The sequence below is a fragment of the Nitratireductor aquimarinus genome, assembly GCF_017255295.1.
GTDB lineage: Bacteria > Pseudomonadota > Alphaproteobacteria > Rhizobiales > Rhizobiaceae > Nitratireductor > Nitratireductor aquimarinus.
Genome location: NZ_JAFKDE010000008.1, coordinates 141,647 through 161,185, shown reverse-complemented (window position 1 = coordinate 161,185; position 19,539 = coordinate 141,647). Strand labels below are relative to the sequence as shown.

14 protein-coding genes are annotated in these 19,539 nt (G+C 60.7%); 9 read left to right on the top strand and 5 right to left on the bottom strand.

Features of this window, described 5'->3' with window-relative positions:
• Positions 1–59 precede the first annotated feature (59 nt).
• Positions 60–1,418 (bottom strand): aromatic ring-hydroxylating dioxygenase subunit alpha, encoded by a 1,359-nt coding sequence (locus tag JYP46_RS15180; RefSeq protein WP_206548571.1) that lies wholly within the window; start codon positions 1,416–1,418, stop codon positions 60–62.
• A 341-nt stretch (positions 1,419–1,759) separates the two neighbouring features.
• Between JYP46_RS15180 and JYP46_RS15175 the strand changes: the two genes are divergently transcribed.
• From JYP46_RS15175 to JYP46_RS15165, 3 genes are all read left to right on the top strand, one after another.
• A complete protein-coding gene (locus JYP46_RS15175) occupies positions 1,760–2,080 on the top strand; it encodes a 2Fe-2S iron-sulfur cluster-binding family protein (RefSeq protein ID WP_224873290.1) in 321 nt (106 codons plus the stop codon).
• The gene (locus JYP46_RS15170) at positions 2,077–3,312 is read left to right on the top strand and encodes an NAD(P)/FAD-dependent oxidoreductase (protein WP_206548570.1); all 1,236 of its coding nucleotides are present in this window, start codon (positions 2,077–2,079) and stop codon (positions 3,310–3,312) included. The genes JYP46_RS15175 and JYP46_RS15170 overlap by 4 nt, the downstream gene beginning before the upstream one ends.
• A gap of 91 nt (positions 3,313–3,403) precedes the next feature.
• The gene (locus tag JYP46_RS15165; RefSeq protein WP_113156836.1) at positions 3,404–4,864 is read left to right on the top strand and encodes a glutamine synthetase family protein; all 1,461 of its coding nucleotides are present in this window, start codon (positions 3,404–3,406) and stop codon (positions 4,862–4,864) included.
• Between the two features lie 62 nt (positions 4,865–4,926).
• Here the strand turns inward: JYP46_RS15165 and JYP46_RS15160 are convergent, their stop codons facing one another.
• A complete protein-coding gene (locus JYP46_RS15160) occupies positions 4,927–5,646 on the bottom strand; it encodes a helix-turn-helix transcriptional regulator (RefSeq protein WP_113156835.1) in 720 nt (239 codons plus the stop codon).
• Between the two features lie 422 nt (positions 5,647–6,068).
• On the opposite strand from JYP46_RS15160, the gene wecB reads away from it, so the two are divergent.
• From wecB to JYP46_RS15140, 4 genes are read left to right on the top strand one after another with little or no spacing between them, the layout of a single operon-like run.
• The gene (gene wecB, locus JYP46_RS15155; RefSeq protein WP_206548568.1) at positions 6,069–7,202 is read left to right on the top strand and encodes a non-hydrolyzing UDP-N-acetylglucosamine 2-epimerase; all 1,134 of its coding nucleotides are present in this window, start codon (positions 6,069–6,071) and stop codon (positions 7,200–7,202) included.
• Between the two features lie 37 nt (positions 7,203–7,239).
• Positions 7,240–9,480 (top strand): cellulose biosynthesis cyclic di-GMP-binding regulatory protein BcsB, encoded by a 2,241-nt coding sequence (locus tag JYP46_RS15150; protein WP_206548567.1) that lies wholly within the window; start codon positions 7,240–7,242, stop codon positions 9,478–9,480.
• A gap of 15 nt (positions 9,481–9,495) precedes the next feature.
• Positions 9,496–11,637, top strand: coding sequence for a glycosyl transferase family protein (locus tag JYP46_RS15145; protein WP_113156831.1), 2,142 nt, complete (start codon positions 9,496–9,498; stop codon positions 11,635–11,637).
• Entirely contained in the window at positions 11,637–13,928 is a 2,292-nt protein-coding gene (locus tag JYP46_RS15140; RefSeq protein WP_206548566.1) for a bacteriophage N4 adsorption protein A, read from the top strand. The genes JYP46_RS15145 and JYP46_RS15140 overlap by 1 nt, the downstream gene beginning before the upstream one ends.
• A 69-nt stretch (positions 13,929–13,997) precedes the next feature.
• Here JYP46_RS15140 and JYP46_RS15135 read toward each other — a convergent pair whose 3' ends face one another.
• Both JYP46_RS15135 and JYP46_RS15130 read right to left on the bottom strand, forming a co-directional pair.
• Positions 13,998–15,590: an ABC transporter substrate-binding protein gene (locus tag JYP46_RS15135; RefSeq protein ID WP_206548565.1), complete on the bottom strand. Its 1,593-nt coding sequence runs from the start codon at positions 15,588–15,590 to the stop codon at positions 13,998–14,000.
• A 51-nt stretch (positions 15,591–15,641) separates the two neighbouring features.
• A complete protein-coding gene (locus JYP46_RS15130) occupies positions 15,642–16,529 on the bottom strand; it encodes a serine hydrolase (RefSeq protein WP_206548564.1) in 888 nt (295 codons plus the stop codon).
• 231 nt (positions 16,530–16,760) lie between these two features.
• On the opposite strand from JYP46_RS15130, the gene JYP46_RS15125 reads away from it, so the two are divergent.
• Positions 16,761–17,633 (top strand): LysR family transcriptional regulator, encoded by an 873-nt coding sequence (locus JYP46_RS15125; RefSeq protein ID WP_206548563.1) that lies wholly within the window; start codon positions 16,761–16,763, stop codon positions 17,631–17,633.
• A 133-nt stretch (positions 17,634–17,766) separates the two neighbouring features.
• On the opposite strand, the gene proX is transcribed toward JYP46_RS15125, so the two are convergent.
• Entirely contained in the window at positions 17,767–18,810 is a 1,044-nt protein-coding gene (gene proX, locus JYP46_RS15120) for a glycine betaine/L-proline ABC transporter substrate-binding protein ProX (RefSeq protein ID WP_206548659.1), read from the bottom strand.
• Between the two features lie 267 nt (positions 18,811–19,077).
• Between proX and JYP46_RS15115 the strand changes: the two genes are divergently transcribed.
• The gene (locus JYP46_RS15115; protein ID WP_206548562.1) at positions 19,078–19,512 is read left to right on the top strand and encodes a YbaN family protein; all 435 of its coding nucleotides are present in this window, start codon (positions 19,078–19,080) and stop codon (positions 19,510–19,512) included.
• The last annotated feature ends 27 nt before the right edge of the window (positions 19,513–19,539 follow it).

Genomic DNA, 19,539 nt, shown 5'->3' with positions numbered 1-19,539 from the left:
TCATTGTTGAGGCGGGCCTTTTCGTGTGTCGAGTTCAATCCGGCGTGGCGTAAAGCGCCTTACTCGGCTGCCGAGACATGCGGCACCTTCTCCGCCAGTTCTTCTGGAACGGGAGCGGCCCAGGGTGCTGCGCGGCGGCGCTTCACATCGACCTCCATCCAGTAGGTCTCCCAGCCGCGTGTCGGGCCGATGCCGTCCATCGTGGCCGGACCCTGAATGCTGCGGGCATGCTTTTCGTCCAGCGTCAGGAGCGGCTTGCCGCCATTGACCGCCTTTTCGATTTCCTGCTTGAGCAGGCGGCGATACTGAACGATTGCCTTGTCGGACTGCCCTAGATGCTCGCGGGTGCGGTCCTGAATGCGGCCCATCGATTCAACGGCCCACTGATCGTGAACATTGATGTCGAGGCCCATGCCCGTATAGGTCTCGGTCGCCTGCTCATGCGGGTCAAAACCATAATCGTTGGACTTGTTGCGGCGCGAAACATAGTCCGGCAGCTCGTAGAGCTCGAGGCGCTGTTCGCGCATCTTCTTCTTGTCGACCGGCGCACCATAGCTGGTGAAGATCGCGTACCAGTAGCAGGTCTCGTCATCGACAGGCACATGCCACTGGGTGATGGTCATGTCGCCGCTCATTGGAATGACGAAGCCGTGCGGGAAGAGCTGGTTGGTCACGCGCACATGTGTGCGTTCCTCGTCGATCTCGCGCAGCGCGATCAGGCGAAGGCCATATTCCGTGCGCTCCACATTGATGATCGGGCGGTCATATTCGCGCAGGATCTTCGTCATCGGCAGATCACTGTCGGCGGACGCGGCACGGAACTGCTTGCCGTAAGCTTCCGACGTGTCCTCATCCTCGAAGAAGCGATGCAGGAAGGAGGCGTGTGCGGGATCGATGCCGACTTCGAGCGCCTGCAGCCAGTTGCACTCGATCAGGCCCTTGAAGGCGAATGTGTGGGTGCCGGGCGCCACGAAACAGTCGAGCTCGGGAAATGCCGGAGGCTCGTCACCGCCGAGATAGGCCCACAGGATGCCGCTCTTCTCAACAACCGGGTAAGCGCGCTGCTTGATGTTCTTGCACAGGTTCGAAGCGGCGGGCTCGGCCGGCGTTTCCAGGCAATTGCCTTCAACGTCGAACAGCCAGCCATGAAATGCGCAGCGAAGACCGCCATTTTCCAGACGGCCGAACGCCAGATCCGCGCCGCGATGCGGACAGTCGCGATCCACCAGTCCGTAGCGCCCCTGCTCGTCGCGGAACATCACGAAGTTTTCGCCAAGCAGCTTGACGGGGACGATGGGGCGGTCGCCCTCCAGTTCATCCACCAGGGCTGCCGGCTGCCAGTATTTGCGCATCAGCTTTCCAGCGGGTGCGTCAGGACCGATCCTGGTGATAAGATCGTTCTGCTCTTGGCTCATCATGGCTGTGTCTCTTCCCTTCTCTTCCGCGCGTTGGCTGAAATCCCACTGCTCGAGCGCATGCTCGCCTCCACCCAGTCAGACCGGATCAATGCTAGCGGCCTCCAGATCGATCGCCAAATTGGTCGATAATCGATCCATTGTGCGATTATATTCTATTAGAACACGCAATCAAGAGCTTTAGCGGAATTCAGGAAATGGGTCGATTGCGCTCCCGCCCAATGATTTCACCATTTTGCTTCCTGCATTTGTTGACAGGCTTCCATGATCCATGTGATCAATTGGTCGATAAATGATATTGTGTTCGTTATTCGACCAATCGGAGATCAACCGTGAGCGAAGCCATCACCATCAAGTTCGAAACCAGCGGCGGCGAGCAGATTGAAGTTCAGGCGCGCCCGGGCGTAAGCGTCATGGAAGCCGCGGTAATGAACAATGTGGGCGGCATCGAAGCGGAGTGCGGCGGGGCCTGCATCTGCGCCACCTGCCATGTGTATTGCGACAATCTCGAGGACGGCACGGTCGGCGAAATGTCTTCGGAAGAAGACGACATGCTCGACATGGCCTCCGCCGAGCGGCGACCGACCAGCCGGCTTTCCTGCCAGCTTCGTGTCAGTGAAAAGCTCAAGGATGCCGTCTTCATCATCCCGGAGAACCAGTTTTGAGCGCGGTCGTCATCGTCGGCGCATCCCACGCCGGCGTACAGGCCGCCGCATCGCTCAGGCAAAAGGGCTGGCAGGAGGGCATCGTCCTGCTTTCCGCGGAAGGCGATTATCCCTATCACCGCCCGCCCCTCTCGAAGGCCTATATTGCGGGCGAAAAGGACGAGGAGCAGCTTCTCCTGCGCGCCCCCGACTTCTATCGCGATCAGGGAATCGACCTGCGCCTGAACGAGCCGGCGCTGAGCATCGATCCTCATGCGCGACAGGTGGTCACCGCATCGGGCAGGCTCGACTACGGCAAGCTCGTTCTCGCCACCGGCTCAAAGGCGCGCACCCTGCCCCTGCCCGGCGCCGAGGCGCGCGGCATTCACACGCTCCGCTCCATCGCCGATGCACGCCACCTGCGTAGCTCCATGCAGGATGCAGAGAACATCGTCATCATCGGCGGCGGGTTCATCGGACTGGAATTTGCATCCACTGCGGTCAAGCAGGGCAAATCCGTCGTCGTTCTGGAGGCGCAGGAACGCCTTTTGACACGCGCGTTGCCAGAACGGCTGAGCGCCTTTATCGGCGGCTATCACACGGCGAAGGGCGCAATGTTCCGCTACGGCGCGCTGCCGGAGCGCTACACCACCACCGATGACGGCAGGGTGAGCGGCGTTCAGCTTGGCGACGGAACCACCCTTCCCGCCGATCTCGTGCTTGTGGGCGTGGGCGGCATCGCGGACATGGCGCTGATCGAGCCGCTCGAACTCAAAACCATTGCAGGCGGCATAGAGGTGGACGCGCACGGCCTGACCAGCGCCCCCGATATCTATGCGCTGGGCGACGTTGCAGCCTTCCACAACGCCTATGCGAACGGGGCCATGCGGCTTGAATCCGTGCAAAACGCTGTCGATCAGGCAAAGTCTGCCGCCGAGCACATTGCCGGTGGCAATGCGCCGCTTGGCGCTGTTCCATGGTTCTGGACCGATCAGTATGACCTGAAAGTGCAGATGGCCGGCCTGCCGAGACCCGGCACGACGGAGCTTCTTCGCGGAGATCCTGAAAGCGGCGCGTTCAGCATATTGCAGATGGAGGGAGACCGTCTGGTGGCGGCCTATTCGGTGAACCGCGCCGCCGATCACATGGCCTCGCGCAAACTGATCGCCGCAGGCCAGAGCATTGATCAGCGTATGGCTGCAGACATCGACACACCGCTGATGAAGGCGGTTGCCGTAGCCGCCGTATCCTAGCCTGAAAGAGCGGTGGGCGAGAGAACCGCCCGCACGCCACACAACAAGACCAACAATTCGGCAGCAGCCATACCAGAGGGAAGAGACAGGCATGTCGGGCAATTTGGACAAACTCAAGAGCGGCCTCGTCGCAGCGAAAAACCTCTTGAGCGACGAGCAGTTTGAACGCGCAGACGAAGTGCTGGCGCTCATCCGCGAGCGCGGGCTGGAGACCGTGCGTCTGGCGTTTGCCGACCAGCATGGCGTGCTGCGCGGCAAGACCATTGTTGCCGACAAGGTCGATTCCCTGTTCCGCAACGGCATGGCGATGACGTCGACGCTTCTCCTGAAGGACACGTCGCATCGCACCGTGTTCTCCGTCTGGGAGGAGAGCCAGAACAATGGCGCGGGAGAACTCACCGGCGCCGGCGATGTCATGATCGTTCCCGACCCTGAAACCTTCCGCCAGCTTCCCTGGTCGCCCCATAGCGGCTGGCTCTTATGCGATGTCTATTACAAGGACGGGCGGCCCTTCCCCCATTCGCCGCGTGGCATCCTGCGCGATGCCGTCAGTCGTCTTGGCCAGCGCGGTCTCGACCTCGTTTGCGGGCTGGAAGTCGAGTTCTACGTTTTCCGTGTGGATGACCCGCGCCTGGAACACACAGATGGCGGCATGCCTGCCTTGCCCCCGGAAACGAGCCTTATCTCCCACGGCTACCAGTATCTGACCGAGTCCCGCTACGATGCGCTGGAGCCCGTGGCCGACGAACTGCGCCGTGCGTGCCAGAAACTCGGCATGCCGGTCCGGTCGGTCGAGGCGGAGTTCGGTCCAAGCCAGTTCGAGTTCACCTTCGAGCCGGACACGCCGATGAACCATGCCGACACGATGATGCTGTTCCGCTCCACCGTGAAACAGGTTTGCGCGCGCATGGGGCTGCACGCCACGTTCATGTGCCGCCCGAAGGTGGACAATGGAATGGCAAGCGGCTGGCATCTGCACCAGTCTCTGGTCGAGCGCGCAAGCGGGCGCAACATGTTCATGCCGGGTGAAGGCGAAGACCTGTCGCCCACCGCAAGCGCCTGGATCGCGGGCCTTCTGGAACACGCTGCCGAAAGTTGCCTTCTGACCACGCCGACGGTCAACGGCTACAAGCGTTATCAGCCCTTCCAGCTCGCGCCGGATCGCGTGCAGTGGGGCCGCGACAACAAGGGAGCGATGATCCGCGCCCTCTTCGCGCAGGGCGACAGGGCAAGCCGCATCGAAAACCGCGTCGCGGAGCCGGCGGCCAACCCCTACTACTATTTTGCTTCACAGATCCTGTCGGGGCTCGACGGGTTGGAGCGGGGTCTTGAAGCCCCCGCTCCCGTGGAGCGTCCATATGACAACAATTCACAGTTCCTGCCCAAGAGCCTGATCGCGGCAATCGAGCGGTTCGAACAGTCCGATTTCTACAAAAGCGCCATCGGCGAGGATTTCGTCGCCTATCTGGCCCACATCAAGCGCGCGGAATGGAACCGCTACCTGATGACGGTTTCAGAGTGGGAGCAGAAGGAATACTTCTCTCTCTTCTAAAGGGCCGGTTCATTCTGGCGCGATATCCGATTGCCGTGGCGTCCGCGCCACGGTTCTGACGATCACTGACCGGAAAAAATGATGATCGCCTGCGCCCGGCTGGCGACATCCAGCTTCCGCAGAATTTCGGACATGTGATAATCGATTGTCCGTTTCGACGACCCCATGATGGTCGCGATGTCGCGGTTCGATTTTCCCTGACTTGCCCACTTGAGGATCTCTATCTGCTTGCCAGAGAGTTCCTTCAGCGACTGCGCCATGGCCGGCAGCCCGATGCTTGGAACGCCGAGCACGGCCGCCCGGGTGAGCGCTGTCTGCGCAAGAATGGCCACCGCATGGGGAACATCGGGGTCCACGATCACATCTGAAAATGACAGCGCAGTGATGGCGCTCACGGTATCTGTCGCGCCCCCCACTGATGCGGTCACGCCGCTGCGTATGCCAGAGAAGTCGATATATTCCGCATATGCCCGCGTATCCGCGTCCCGCGCCCAGTCGTCTGGTGTCCAGAGCTTTCGCAGACCGGGCTGCCCGGACAGTTCAAGCAGAGGATCTCGGGCACTCCAGTGCTCATTGTGATAGGCATCCAGATCCTCCGAAGTCCAGCTAGTCAGCGTCGGCGATGTCATGAACTCCCGCACATCCGCCTTGTTGCATGACAGGTTGAAGCTCTGAAAGCCAAGAGCCGCCATCCCCTCACCAAGCGCGGAGACGAGTTGAGACTTGTTTTGAGCGCCGCAAATCGATGCAACAGCGCAATCGACGGTGTGAAAGATCGACATGGGTCCAGATAAAATCCGAAACTTGCAGCGGGTAGTGCGACAAAAAAACTTAGGCGACTGACAAACTTACCAGTTCACCCTATATACTTAGGCGACTTATTCGTACATCGGAATCATTTAAAGGGTTCGTTTCTGATGAAAACGCACAAACTCGCTGTCCGGCGTCGCCTGCACGTTTCCGAAGGCTTTCAGCTGCCTGCGCGGCTAATGGCTACCGGGTCTTGCTGCACGAGAAGCCAGAAAGCGGGCCCGCAGCATCAGGATCGCCCCTCCTAAAACTGGCTTCCCCAGAGTAGCCGGCTGTCTCCAATGAGACGTCAGACCGGTTTTAAAAGCTGCCGATGCGCCCGACGGACTGTCTTACGACACGATGCCGGCGCCCCTCCCACGATTCTGATCAGATACTTCAGGGCATTGTTTCAATGAGAATTTTATCGGTTTTCGGCACGAGACCGGAAGCGATCAAGATGGCTCCGGTCATCAAGGCGCTGGCTGCCGAAAGCGGGCTTCAGCCAATTACCTGCGTGACCGGACAGCATCGCCAGATGCTTGATCAGGTTCTCGAGCTTTTCGGCATCAAGCCGGATCACGATCTTTCGGTCATGACACCCAACCAGACGCTTAACGGTCTCTCAGGCAGGGTAATCGAGGGTCTGGACGCCATTCTCGCCGATGAGAAGCCCGATTATGTGCTGACCCATGGCGACACCACGACCGCAATGGCCGCCAGTCTGGCCGCGTTCCATCGGAACATTCCGGTCGGACATGTGGAAGCTGGCTTGCGCACCTACGATCTGTCAAAGCCGTGGCCGGAGGAGTTTAATCGGCGCACGATCGATGTCCTCGCAACAAAATTATTCGCGCCGACCGAGACAAGCGCCGCCAATCTGCGCTCCGAGCGGTTGAACGGTGAAATCCTTGTCACGGGCAACACGGTCATCGACGCCCTGATGGAAACCGTCGAGCGGATCAGGACCACGCCGGAGCTGAAGGCCCAGCTGGATGCCCGGTTCTCCTTTCTGGATCCCTCGCGCAAACTCCTCCTCGTCACGGGGCATCGCCGCGAGAGCTTCGGCGACGGTTTCCTGAACATATGCAAGGCGCTGGCCAGCCTGTCGCGGCGCGACGACCTGCAGATCGTTTATCCGGTGCATCTGAACCCCAATGTCAGCGATCCGGTCCATGAGTTGCTCGGAAAAAATCCGAACATTTCGCTCATCGACCCGCAGGAATATCTGTCCTTCGTCTATCTCCTGAACAGGGCGGACATTGTCCTGACCGATTCCGGCGGTGTGCAGGAAGAAGCCCCGTCGCTCGGGAAGCCGGTTCTGGTCATGCGCGATGTGACTGAACGCCCTGAAGCCGTTGCTGCAGGCGGCGTCCGTCTGGTCGGAGCCCGAACAACGCGGATTGTCAGCGAGGTCGAGCAGCTTCTCGATGACGCGGCCCATTACGCAAGCTTCGCGCGCATCCTCAATCCCTATGGGGACGGGCATGCCTCAACCCGCATCGCCGCCGCTCTGGCGGGCAGATCGAGCGCGGCATTCGCCGCCTGATCGCAATCCCCATCCAATTTCAGAAAACGGGTTAATCATGACCGTCTCATCTCGCCGTAGCGCCATATTGTCTTCCGTTTTGAGCGGGGCGTGCGGGCTGATCATCATGCATGGCGGCAATGCCGCGCAGGCTGCGGAAATCGCCGATGCGATCACCGCGCTTTCGCAGCAAACGGAGATCCGCGAGCGGGTCAGCCTGAAGGCGCTTGGCCTCACCGAACCGGTCGTGCTCGGTTCCAGCGATGCGCGTCGCGACATCTATCTGCCGGTGCCCGCGAATATCGAGCTGTCCGAGCCGCGCCTGGTCGTGGACGGCCGCTATCTGCGCGCCGATGGCGGACAGACGACCTACACGCTTGCAGTCGATGGCACGGTCGTGGCCGCCCAGTCGCCAACCGCGCCTCAGGGAGACGTCGAGATCAGCGTCGATGTTGAGGGGGCACCGCGCCCGTCCGGGTTTGTGCGGATGGGGCTCGCATGGTCTTCGGCCACGGGGCGGTTTCTCTGCGACGATGCCCGCCCCATCGGAAACATGCTGCAGATCTCGCCGGATTCCCATCTGGAATACAGCTATGATGCAGGCGACGTGAAAACCATTGCGGATGCCTGGTCCGCCCTGCCCCAGCGTGTGGTGCTTCTGGTTTCCAGCGACGAGCTGGCAAGCGAGAGCTTCGATGCCGCCTGGCGTCTGGGCGTCACGCTCGAGCGCGCCGGCAAGACGGTGGATGTTGCAGCGCTTCCGACAATCGGCAGCGAATTCGATGTCAGCGGGCTCGAAATCCCCCCGGCTCTCAAGCGCGTTCCCGCATTTGCAGCGCTTGCCGGTGGCGGTGTCATCACCCTGTCGAGCGACGCTGAAATCGGGGCCCTTATCCTGCTAGATGCACCGCAGCTGCACGCGCATATCGCGGTTGCCGACCAGATGCTGGCAGGCGGGCTGACGACCGCCCTCAAAGCGGTCGCCGAAGAACTCGAACGGGCAGACGCCGCAGCCGTCGATGCAATCGACACCCTCGTGGTGCGCAAGAACGCGCTTGCAATGGCGAGCGAGCCAAAAAGCATCGAGATTGCCACGCTCACCGGTCGGCCCGTGATCGCAGTCGCGCCAGATGCCGCACGCGCCGCCTCCGGTCTGCTCGACGGTTTCTGGCGTCGCACCGCCAGCACGGATCATCTTGTTCTCGACACGGCCGCAAGGCCCGACACCGACACAGACAGCATCGCTCTGGCCTCGCTCAATCAGGCGGCCGGAAATCTGGATGTCGTTGCACGCGGCGACTGGACGACGTCATTCAACCTTGGCACCAGCCTGCCCGAGGGCAAGGTTCCCGCCAGCATGGATGTCTATGTCGCGGCCGCTCCCGGCGCGACGGCGACGGCACCCGTGGCCTCGATCTTCATCAATGACTATCTTCTTGGCGCAAAGCGCCTCACCGCCGACGGGAAGGCGGAGAAAATCTCCGTCGACATCCCGTCTTACGCCCTCCTTCCCCGCAACACGATGCAGGTGCGCATTCAACGCCAGCCGGCAAGTGACGAATGCCGCGAAACGCCTCAGCCTTTCCCGGCTGCGGTGCTGCCGGAAAGCCGGATTTTCCTGAAATCCGCGCCAAAGCTCGGCAATTTCGCAGAAATGACGGCGCGGCTCGCCGGCGATGCAAGCCTGTTCGTTCCGACCAGCTGGCGTCTCGATGCGACCCGGTCTCTGCCGACGATCATTCAGCTCGCTGACACGGTCGGGGTCTCGCCATCCCGCGCGACGCTGAGCTTTGAAGAAGGCGACGCGGAGATCGAGCCGAAAACGCCGTATCTCGCCTTTGATACGCCCGTCAAAGGCGCCCGCGATGCCGTGAAGGTCTCCGGTGACCGGGTCTCAATTGCCAATGCCAAAGGCAAGACATTCTATGATGTTTCGGGTCTCGAACGGATCGCTGTCGTGCAGGCGGTATCGGGCTCCAAAGAGCCGGGCGTCAGCTATCAGAGTGTCGGAACGCCGCCTGTCTTCGAAACGCCTTTCCAGCTTGCCGGCGGCGATATCGCCGTATTGGGAGACGATGGCGTTCTGGCAGCGGTAAACAGCCGCGGCGCACCGCTTTACCTCAACGAAGACGGAAGCCAGCGCGGCGATGCTCCCTTCACATGGGAACGGCTGCTTGATCCTGCATTCTGGATGCACAATCTCTCGCTGCTCGTGGCCGGGGTGCTCGCCTTAGCGTTCTTCCTGCTGATCTTCTTTGCGCGCCGCGCCAAGAAGCGTCAAAGCGCCGATCAGGGATAAGCGGGCAACCGTTCGATGTCGCTCTACTGGCCCTATCTCTTCGCGGACTATTACCGATGGCTGGAGTACACAGCCGTCGCAACAGCCGTGATCATCCTGATTTCCAGCCTCGATGATCTCTTCATCGACGCCCGCTACTGGATGCGGGAAATCAGGCGTGCACTGACGGTCAAGCGGCGCTACAAGCCGCTTCGGCCGGAGCAGTTGCGCGACCGGCCAGAGCAGCACATCGCCATCATGATCCCGGCGTGGCTCGAATATGACGTCATCGCGCCAATGCTGGAAAACATGGTGCGGGTGATCGACTATCGGTCCTACACCATCTTTGTCGGCACCTATTGCAACGATGCGGCCACGATCAGGGAAGTCGAGCGCATGCGCCGCCGCTACAAGCAGCTGGTGCGTGTGGAGGTTCCCCATGACGGTCCCACCTGCAAGGCCGATTGCCTGAACTGGATCGTGCAGGCGATCTTCGCCCACGAAGCCCGACACAACATCAGCTTTGCAGGTGTTGTCCTGCACGACAGTGAAGATGTCCTGCATCCGCTGGAACTACAGTTCTTCAACTATCTTCTGCCGCGCAAGGATCTCATCCAGATCCCCGTCGGCTCGCTGGAGCGCGAGTGGTACGAGCTGGTCGCCGGCGTCTACATGGACGAATTTGCCGAATCCCACGGCAAGGATATCGTGGTGCGCGAGAGCCTTGCCAAGACGGTGCCTTCGGCCGGCGTCGGCACCTGCTTTTCGCGCCGCGCCCTTCTAACGCTTGCATCCGAGACGGACAATCAGCCCTTCAACACGCAAACGCTCACCGAGGATTACGACATCGGTGTGCGGCTTGCAGCACACGGCATGCACTCAATTCTGGCGCGGTTTCCGGTCGAATACCGCGTGAAACGGACGTCCTGGTTCAAGGGCCATGCGGTGCAGGAAAAAACGCTGCAAATGCCGCTCAGCGTGCGCGAGTTCTTCCCCAACACGTTCCGCACATCCTATCGTCAGAAGGCCCGCTGGTCGCTGGGCATCTGCTTTCAGGGTTGGGCCTATTTCGGCTGGCATGGCTCCATCGTCGACCGCTATTTTCTGCTGCGCGACCGCAAGGGCGCGGTGACCGCATTCGTGGCGATTTTCGCTTACATTCTGGTTGCGCAGTACATCCTGTTTCAGCTCGCTTTCACGACCGGCCTGCTGACGATGAGTTACCCGCCCCTCATCGCAACCAATGGATGGATCGCCGTTCTGCTTGGACTGAACGGCATCGCGTTCATCCTGCGTGTGACCCAGCGTTATTACTTCACGGCCCGCACTTTCGGCTGGCGTCATGGCATCCTGTCGATCCCGCGCATGATCATCGGCAATTTCGTGAACTTCATGGCCATGGCGCGTGCGTGGAAACAGTATCTTTCGCATCTCATTTTCGGAACGCGCCTTGCCTGGGACAAGACGATGCACGACTTCCCGTCGGCGGACGGGCTGGTGGAAGAGCGCGCAAGGCTCGGTGAGTTGCTTGTCTCGTGGCAGGCCATTGATCAGGGCCACCTTCAGGAAGCGCTCGACAAGCAGAGCGAAAAGAAAATGCCGTTCGGCCGCATCCTCGTGCAGGAAGGCTGGCTGACGGAAGAGGTTCTGGCAGAAGCCGTCGCCTTCCAGTCCGGGCTCGAAATCACGTCTGTCAGTGAAGCCGAAATTCTTGCCGCAAAAGACGCATTTCCCGTCGATTTGAGCATTCGCTGGCGCGTTTTGGCGATGAAAGACAGTGAAAATGGCGCAATTCGGCTTGCCGCAGCCGCTCCGCTGTCCGAGCGCGCGAGCGAACAGATCCGCAAGGCACTCGGCCACATGCCGCCGCTCTTCATCGTGCGCGACCGTGACATCACCGCCGGCCTGCGCCTGCTTGCCGCGCAGGGAAAAGACAATCCGCAACAGCTCGGCGAACGCGTGCCGCTTCTGGGCGATCTGCTTTCACAGCGCGGCGACATCTCACATGAGGCGTTTGAAGAGGCCATGGCGAACTATTCACCCGACACGGACGGTCCGGTGGGCAGCTATCTCGTGGCGCAGAACGCCATTGACCAGAACCTGTTGCAGTGGGCGCTGGATGAACAGCGCAGGCTCGCAGAATCTGCCGCAAACGAACTTAAGGGAAAAGCCGCGTGATGACGATTGTTGGACGCCAGGGAAGCCAAGGGCGCAAGACCAGCGCCCGGAACCGCTGGCTGCGCGGCACGGCAGCGCTGCTTGCCCTTCAGTTTGCATGGGGGGCATTGCCTGCCGGCGCGCAGACATCCGATCCCGCACCAGCACAGAGCGCGCCTGCGGAAAACACTGGCGAAGAGCGTCCATTGGTGGGTTCAGCCTACGAAGTGGCAACCGAAGCCTACGAGGCCTATGCCAATGGAGACTATGCAGTCGCGGCAGAGAAAGCCCGCGAAGCCGTGCGGCAGCGGCCGGATGTCGGGCGTCTCAGAACCCTTCTCGTCCGTGCGCTTGATGCATCAGGCGAAAAAGGTGAAGCGCGAAGCGCTGCGCAGGAAGGCGCGCAGGATAAGCGCCTGACCGACACGGCCCGTGAGGAGCTTGCCACACTCGCCACTGCGCTTGCAGCCTCCAGCGAAGCGGTCTCGCAGTCGGATCCCGCCTATCTGGCGGCAGATGCAGCCTATCGAGCCTATGACCGGGGCGATTACGATATGGCGGTCGCAAAAGCCGAAGAAGCACTGCGGCTGACACCGGGCAATCGGGATTACCGGAGCCTGCTCGACAACGCTCTTGCGGCGCAGAGACTTTCCAGCGCACAGCTGTCCGCAAAAAAGGGCTCGGGTGCCGAACCGGGCGCAGGCGCGGCCAACATGGCCTATGACGCCATACGCGCAAAACGCTATGGCGAAGCCCTCCGTCTGGCGCGCAGGGCTGTTCAACAGGCCCCGGGCAATCGCAGCTTTCGCCTTCTGTTGATCCAGACGCTGGTGCAGAACGGACTGCAATCCGAAGCCCTGAGCGAGACCGACCGCGCCATGAAGCGCTTCGGCAATGATGCCGCTTTGTTGCGGCAACGGGGTGTCCTGCAGGCGTCAATGGGCAACCAGAACGCAGCGTTCGACGATTTCAGCGCTGCGCTGCGCTATTCCAGTTCACCGGCGGACGAACGTTTCCTGCGTCTTTCTCTTGCCGAGGCGGCGCTTGCCACCGACCGGCCGGAACAGGCGTATGAAGCGCTTGCTCCGCTCGGACGGCGCGCCGATCACACGGTCTGGATGAAGCGGGGCCAGGCTCTGCAGGCCATGAAGGATTTCGCAGGCGCGAACGACGCATTTGCTCTGGCGGAAACAACCACCGCGAACCCGCGTGAGCAGGATCAGGCCATCGCGGCGCGCGTGCGCCTCCTGAACGATGAGGACAGGAAAGCCGAGGCATCCCGGCTCTTCCTGGAAACGCTCGATGAGGGACGCTTTGCGTCCATGAGCGATCTCGACCTTGCCTATCTCGCCGGGCAGGCCGGCGAAAGAACCATGGCTTATGACCGGTTTCAGGCCGCCGACAGAAATGGCGCATTGAGCGGTCGCCAGTTCATTGATGCCGCTTATGCGGCGCGGCGGGCCTATCAGAACGATGATGCAATCGCTCTGATGCACCGCGCCATTGATGCGGAAGAACGCGGTGACTTCTCATTGGCGCCGCAGGCGCTTTTCGGCCTGCGCCGGGAAGTGGCCGAGCTGAAGCGCGAATATGGAGCCTATGTCTCGTTGACCCATGGCGGCATGGGCATTGCCAGCAACTCGCTCCTGCCGCAGGGCAGCAGTGGCGAATCCATGCAACTCGGTTCGGAGATCTACTGGCGGCCGCCGGGCATCGGCTACCGGGACGGCGCGACATTCGAACTGTTTGTGCGTCAGTTCACCACGCTCAGAGATTCACTGGATGGTGCGACCGGCTCTTCGACGACCCAGGGCAGTGTCGGCGCGCGCTGGAAACCCTTCGCGCAGCACAATCTCGTTTTCGAGGCGAGCAAGCTCTTCAAGGTCGGCAAGCACAGCCGCAACGACACGCTGATACGCGCCGCCTTCTCCAAAGGCATCGGCTCCGATCTGCGTGTGGACGTGCCGTCCTGGTGGATGGCGCAATACTATGGCGAAATCGGGCATTATCTGGAATCCGGCCAGACCATCGCTTCCGACGACATTCGCATCGGCCGCAGCTTCCGCATGGATGCAATCGATGATCGGCTGGTCCTTACCCCCTATATCGGCGTCAATGCGGGTTATGACAGCGAGTTGGCGGACCAGTTCACGCTGAGCGCCGGGCCGGGCCTTAACGCGCGCTACTGGTTCCGGGAAGACAAATACACGGCTCCCATGTCCTATATGGACCTGACGGTTCAGTATCGCGCCAGACTGGCCGGAGACAACAGGGGCGAAGGCCTGTTCGCCGGGATAAGCCTCTCCTATTGATCGAGGCCGGGGTTGATCGACACCTGCCTTTGAAACTGGCGGCGCCCAAACGGACGCCGCCATGTCGCCTTACTCGGCGATATCGACACCGTAGAAGATGTGCGTGCCCATCGGGTGGATCCTGTAGCCGGAGACCTTCGGCGACATAGGCATGAAATCGACCGAATGCGCAATCGGCATGATCGGGGCCTGCTCCTTGGCGATGACCTGGGCTTCCTTGTAAAGGCGCGTGCGCTCTTCAACGTCCGAGGTGACCTTCGCCTTCTGGATCAGCTTCTCATAAGGCTCGTGACACCACTGCGCCGTGTTCGACGCAGCCACGGAATCGCAGCCCAGAAGCACCGCAAGGAAGTTGTCCGGATCGCCATTGTCGCCGATCCAGCCCAGCAGCGCTGCGCCATCGCGGTCGATGTCGCGCGCACGGTCCAGATACTCGCCCCACTCATAGGAGATGATCTCGGCATCGACGCCGACGGCGGCCAGATCGGCCTGCATCATCTCGGCCATGCGGCGTGCATTGGGGTTATAGCCACGCGCCACGGGCATCGCCCACAGTTTCATGGAAAGGTCCGTCACGCCTTCGGCTTCCAGCATGGCCTTTGCGGCTGCCGGATCGTGGGGATCGTCCTGCACCTCGTCATTGTGCGACCAGATGGTTGGCGGGATCGGGTTTTTGGCGATCTGGCCAGAGCCCTGATAGACGACCTCCATGATCGCCTCCTTGTCGATGGCCATGTTCAGCGCCTTGCGCACCTTCGGATTGTCGAACGGCGCCACCTTGGTGTTGTAGGCCAGGTAACCGAGATTGAGACCTTCCTGCTCCATCACCTTGATGTTCGGATCGGCCTGCATCGCCTTCAGATCGGCCGGGTTCGGATAGGGCATGATGTGGCACTCGCCGGCGTTCAGACGCTGATAGCGCACGGAAGCATCCGGCGTGATGGCGAACACCAGATTGTCGAGCGGCGTAGCGCCTTCCCAGTAATCCGGGTTCTTCGCATAGCGGATCACCGAATCCTTCTGGTAGGCAACGAAGGTGAAGGGGCCGGTTCCCACGGGAGCCTGATTGAGCTCTTCGGGCTTCCCGGCCTCCATAAGCTGGTCGGCATATTCTTTCGACTGGATCGACGCAAAATCCATCGCAAGGTTGGAAAGCATAGGCGCTTCCGGGCGGCTCAGGACGAACTTCACCGTGTAGTCATCGACCTTCACAATGTCCTTGATGAGATCGCCCATGCCCATCGCGCCGAAATAGGTCCAGCCGCCGCCCGAAGTCTTGTGGTGCGGATGGTCTTCCAGCCGCTGGCGATTGAAGCTGAAGATCACATCGTCGGCATTGAAATCCCGGCTCGGCGTGAAGCTGTCATTGGCGTGGAATTTCACGCCCTTGCGGAGATTGAACGTGTACTCCAGCTCGTCGTCGGACACTTCCCAGCTTTCTGCCAGCCCCGGCACGACATTGGTGGTGCCGGTGTCGAACTCCACGAGCCGGTTGAACACCGTGCGCGACGACGCATCGAACGTGGTGATCGAGGTATAGAGCGCCGGGTCGAACCCTTCCGGCGATGCATCGGAGCAATAGACCAGCGTCTTGGCGGCGGCAGGCGCCGTTCCAAGTGCTGCAAGCAGCGCGATGGCGCTGATTTTCAGTTTCATGGACATTGGTTTCTCCCTTTCATCTGCAAGTCGTGACTTCCGCGCGCACAGCGCGCCTCATGCCGGAACCGGTTCTGCGGCGAGCAGGTTGTCGCAGAGCGCGCGCCCGATGCCGGGGAAAACGGTTGCGGCGTTTTCCGTGATCTTCTGTCCCTGCGTCATGACCGAAAGAATGACCGGCGCTGCCCCCGGAAGGGCGATGCGGATCAGGTCATGACGGTAGTAGGATGTGCGCGGGTTGCCCGTCCAGGACGTGTAGCCGGCCTTGCTCCAGACCTGCGCCTCTGCGGGAACACCACCGCCAAGGAACTCATCAATCTGGAAGCTCAGAAGATGTGAATCCGCGCGGCTGCGGTCACGCAGGAGGATCTCCTCCGCCCGTTTCTGCGACTGCGGGTTCAACGGCAGGGTGCCGGCAAAAAGTTCCAGGAAAAGCCGCGCGGAAACGAGCGGCGTGAGCACGTTCAGATAGCTTCCGTCCCTGCCCGCGAACTGCGCTTCGCGTCCATAGCGCGTATCGCCCATCAGCTTCTGCGCGATGTTGCAGCCGTCCCATTCGGGCCAGCCCAGATCCCGGAAGAAGCGATTGAGCCCTTCACGCCTGTGAGACCATTCGCGATAGGCTTCAGGCTCCAGAAGCGTGTCGCCGGTGGTTTCGGTCAGAAGGTCGATCACGTAATTGGTCGCCGTATTCGACGACCAGGTGATCATGTCGCTAAGCGCCTGATCCAGATCATCGGGAACCGCCATCTGCCCCCGCTCGATCCTGTTGAGCGCGTGAACCAGATGGAAGGCCTTCACGACACTGCACGGATAGCAGCGCCAGTCGCCATTGAGCGCAAATCCTGCGGGCCTGCCGCCATCTGCACGCTCCTGCAGTGCGACAAGGCCAAACGTCTCGTCCGTCAGTCCAAAGGAACCGAACCTGTCAAAAATCTCCGACACCGCCGCTTCGCACCGGCGTGCCCACGCGGCATTCCGTTCAAAAATCATCAAGGCTTCTTTCTTCGCCAAACTTGCCGGAAAAAGCACAAACCGCGCTCCGCATCGTCTGTCTGCCCTTCTACGCCCGAGGCAGAGCCGAGGCAGACGCATCTGCAATCCGGAGTTCAGGTTAGACAAGGGCGAAGCATAGGAATAATGATAAATAGATGGGTATCTATTACTGAGCTGATAATGAACCTGCGTGAAATGGAACTCTTCGGAACGTTGATGCGGGTCGGGACGACGACCGAAACCGCACGCCTGCTCGGCATCTCGCAGCCAGGCGTCAGTGCGCAGCTGAAACGGCTGGAAAGCAAGCTGGGCATTCCGCTGTTTCACCGCGCGGGCAACCGGCTTGAACCCACCCGCGAGGCCCGCGAAATCTTCTCTCTGGCCGGTCCCATCTTCACCACGCATTCGCAGGTCCGCGCCAAGCTGCCATCCCTGCGGGATCACGCCACACGGCCAGCCGTGATTTCCGCGACACCGGCTCTGGTGGAGGGTTTTCTCGGTCCCCTTCTGGTCAAAGCCGGCTATGCAAACTGGAAGAAGCGTCTCGACCTGCGCATTCACGCGCCGGAGGAAGATCTTCGCAACGGCGTGGCGGATCTCGGATTACAGATGGCCCTGCCGCCGAAGGCGGAGTTTCAGGCCCATATGGTCGGGCGCAGCTCGCTGGTCGCGATCATGGGCGAGAACCACCCGCTCGCCCGAGCAAAGCAGCTCAAATGCAAGGCAATCGCAGCGCATCCGCTGGTCTGCTATGATGCCGACTGGTCACCCATGGGGGCGCATATACGCGCGGCCTTCAAAGCCCGGGATCTGCATTACGACCCGGTCTGTACCGCGCCATACTGCGCGAATGTATGCGCATTGGTGCGTGCGTGCGGCGGGGTGGGCATTGTCGATGCGATGACAGCAAAGAACCTTGCGACGCCGGGTCTGACCTGGCGTCCCATCAGCGACCTTTCGGACATCTCGATCATCGCATTCTACCGGCGTGACGAGCCCCTGAGCGCCACGGTGATGGATCTTCTGAACCATCTTCTGGAGGCGGCACCTTAAGGATCGGGCAAATCATTCCTGCCGGCTTCGACGGCAGAGCCGCACACCGCGCCCGCAAAAGGGGGCAGTCCGATTCAGCTGGGATCAACTGGTCGAGAAGAAGTGGACGCCGACTGGCGCCCACCGGTTCAGACTATTCCACGGCTGAACGCGCGGCATCGAGCCAGCCATCAACGGTTTTGCGATTGGCTTCAATCCACTCCGAAGCCTGTCGCTTCAGGTCTTCAGCACTGTCCTCGCCATTCCGCATTGCGGCGTTCTGGGCGAAGATGAAATCGAGCGGGATCGAGGCTTCCTCAAGCAGAACCTTCGCGGCAGGATTGGCTTCAAGAAACGCGTCGTTTGCAACTGGCCGGATATCATTGACCGGCCAGCCCAGCTGACAGGGCTCGGCAACGCAGCCTTCAACCCCCTCAACCGTCGCGAATTCCGCAAGATGCGCCTGTTCTTCCGGCAAGGCGACCTCCGGGGTCTGAATCCACACGACATCTTCACCGGGTTTCAGGGCATCAACCGTCCAGTTCGGCGTCCAGGTGTAGAACAGGATCGGCTGGCCCTGCTCAAAGGCTGCGATCGTGTCTGCCATGGAAGCAGAATATCCGGCCTTGATCGGATTGATGGCTTCACGCAGATCGAACGCATCCATGTGGAACTGAATCATCAGTTCGCAGCCCCAGCCGGGCGGGCACGCGGTCATGTCCGCCAGCCCGTCGCCATTGCGGTCAAACGCTTCGCGCACCTCGGGACGCTTGAAATCATCCAGCGTCTTGATGTCAAACTTCTCGGCGGAAGCCTTGTCGACGAGATATCCCTGCAATGCGCCCTTCTCAACCACATAGCCCGTGGGCGTAGCCGCGAAACCGGGCTGGTCGACATAGGTATTGTGGAGCGGGAACCAGCCGTCGGGGTAAAGATCCATGTCTCCCTGCGACACGGATACATAGGCAACGGGAACATCGAGCGTGACCGGTTCGGCCACGTCGTAACCCAGTTCCTCAAGAAGCTGGGCGTAAACCGCGCTCATGATCCAGCCGGTATCGTCGTTTGGCTGAGCAATCGAAACCGAAACACCATCGCCTGGCTGCACAGTTTCCGCAAAGGTGATTGGCGCAGTCGCCATCAATGCGAAAGCACTTGCAGATGCCACTCCAAATTTACGAAATTTATTGAAATACATACCCATCGAAAAACCTCACATTTCACTAACACTTACGAACAGGCGTTACATAGAAATACAGAGGTGCATGGGTGAATGCGGCGAATTATCGATTCACAACTAATTTTGAACACCAGAGTTCTCAGGTCAGCTCTCCTGCTCTGCGGCCATCACTCCGGCACAGGCGGAACCGGTCAACGAAGCAGCGGCGACCCCATCACCACGAACATGCTTCAATGAAGCGCACTGCTGCGGTCATAGGATTTCCGCAGTTTTCGGTGTATCGGAATGGAGGTGGAAAGGTCTGCGGATCTGCCTGTCGACGGAGATCGGTCATTGAGAATTGCGCCCGCATTCGAGAATGCAAAGCGTGCAATATTGCTCGTTCTGGGGCTGGTGATGCTGTTGCTCGCCGTGATCGGCGCGTTTCTTCCCGTCATGCCGACCACGATCTTCCTGATCCTCGCCGCATGGTTCTTCGCGCGCTCATCGCCGAGGCTTGAGCGCAGGCTTATGGAACATCCGAGCTACGGTCCGGTTCTGCGCGGCTGGCGCGATCACGGCATCGTCCCGCGCCGCGCGAAGCTCTTCGCAGTCACCGGCATCAGCGGCGGCTACGTCATTTCCCTCTTTGCCTATCAGCCGGGTCTGCCGCTCGCGATCGCCCTCGCCGTGGCGATGGCCGCCATCGCCGTGTGGATCGTGAGCCGCCCGGAGGGCTGAGCCAGCCGGGCAGTCATCTGCCCGACT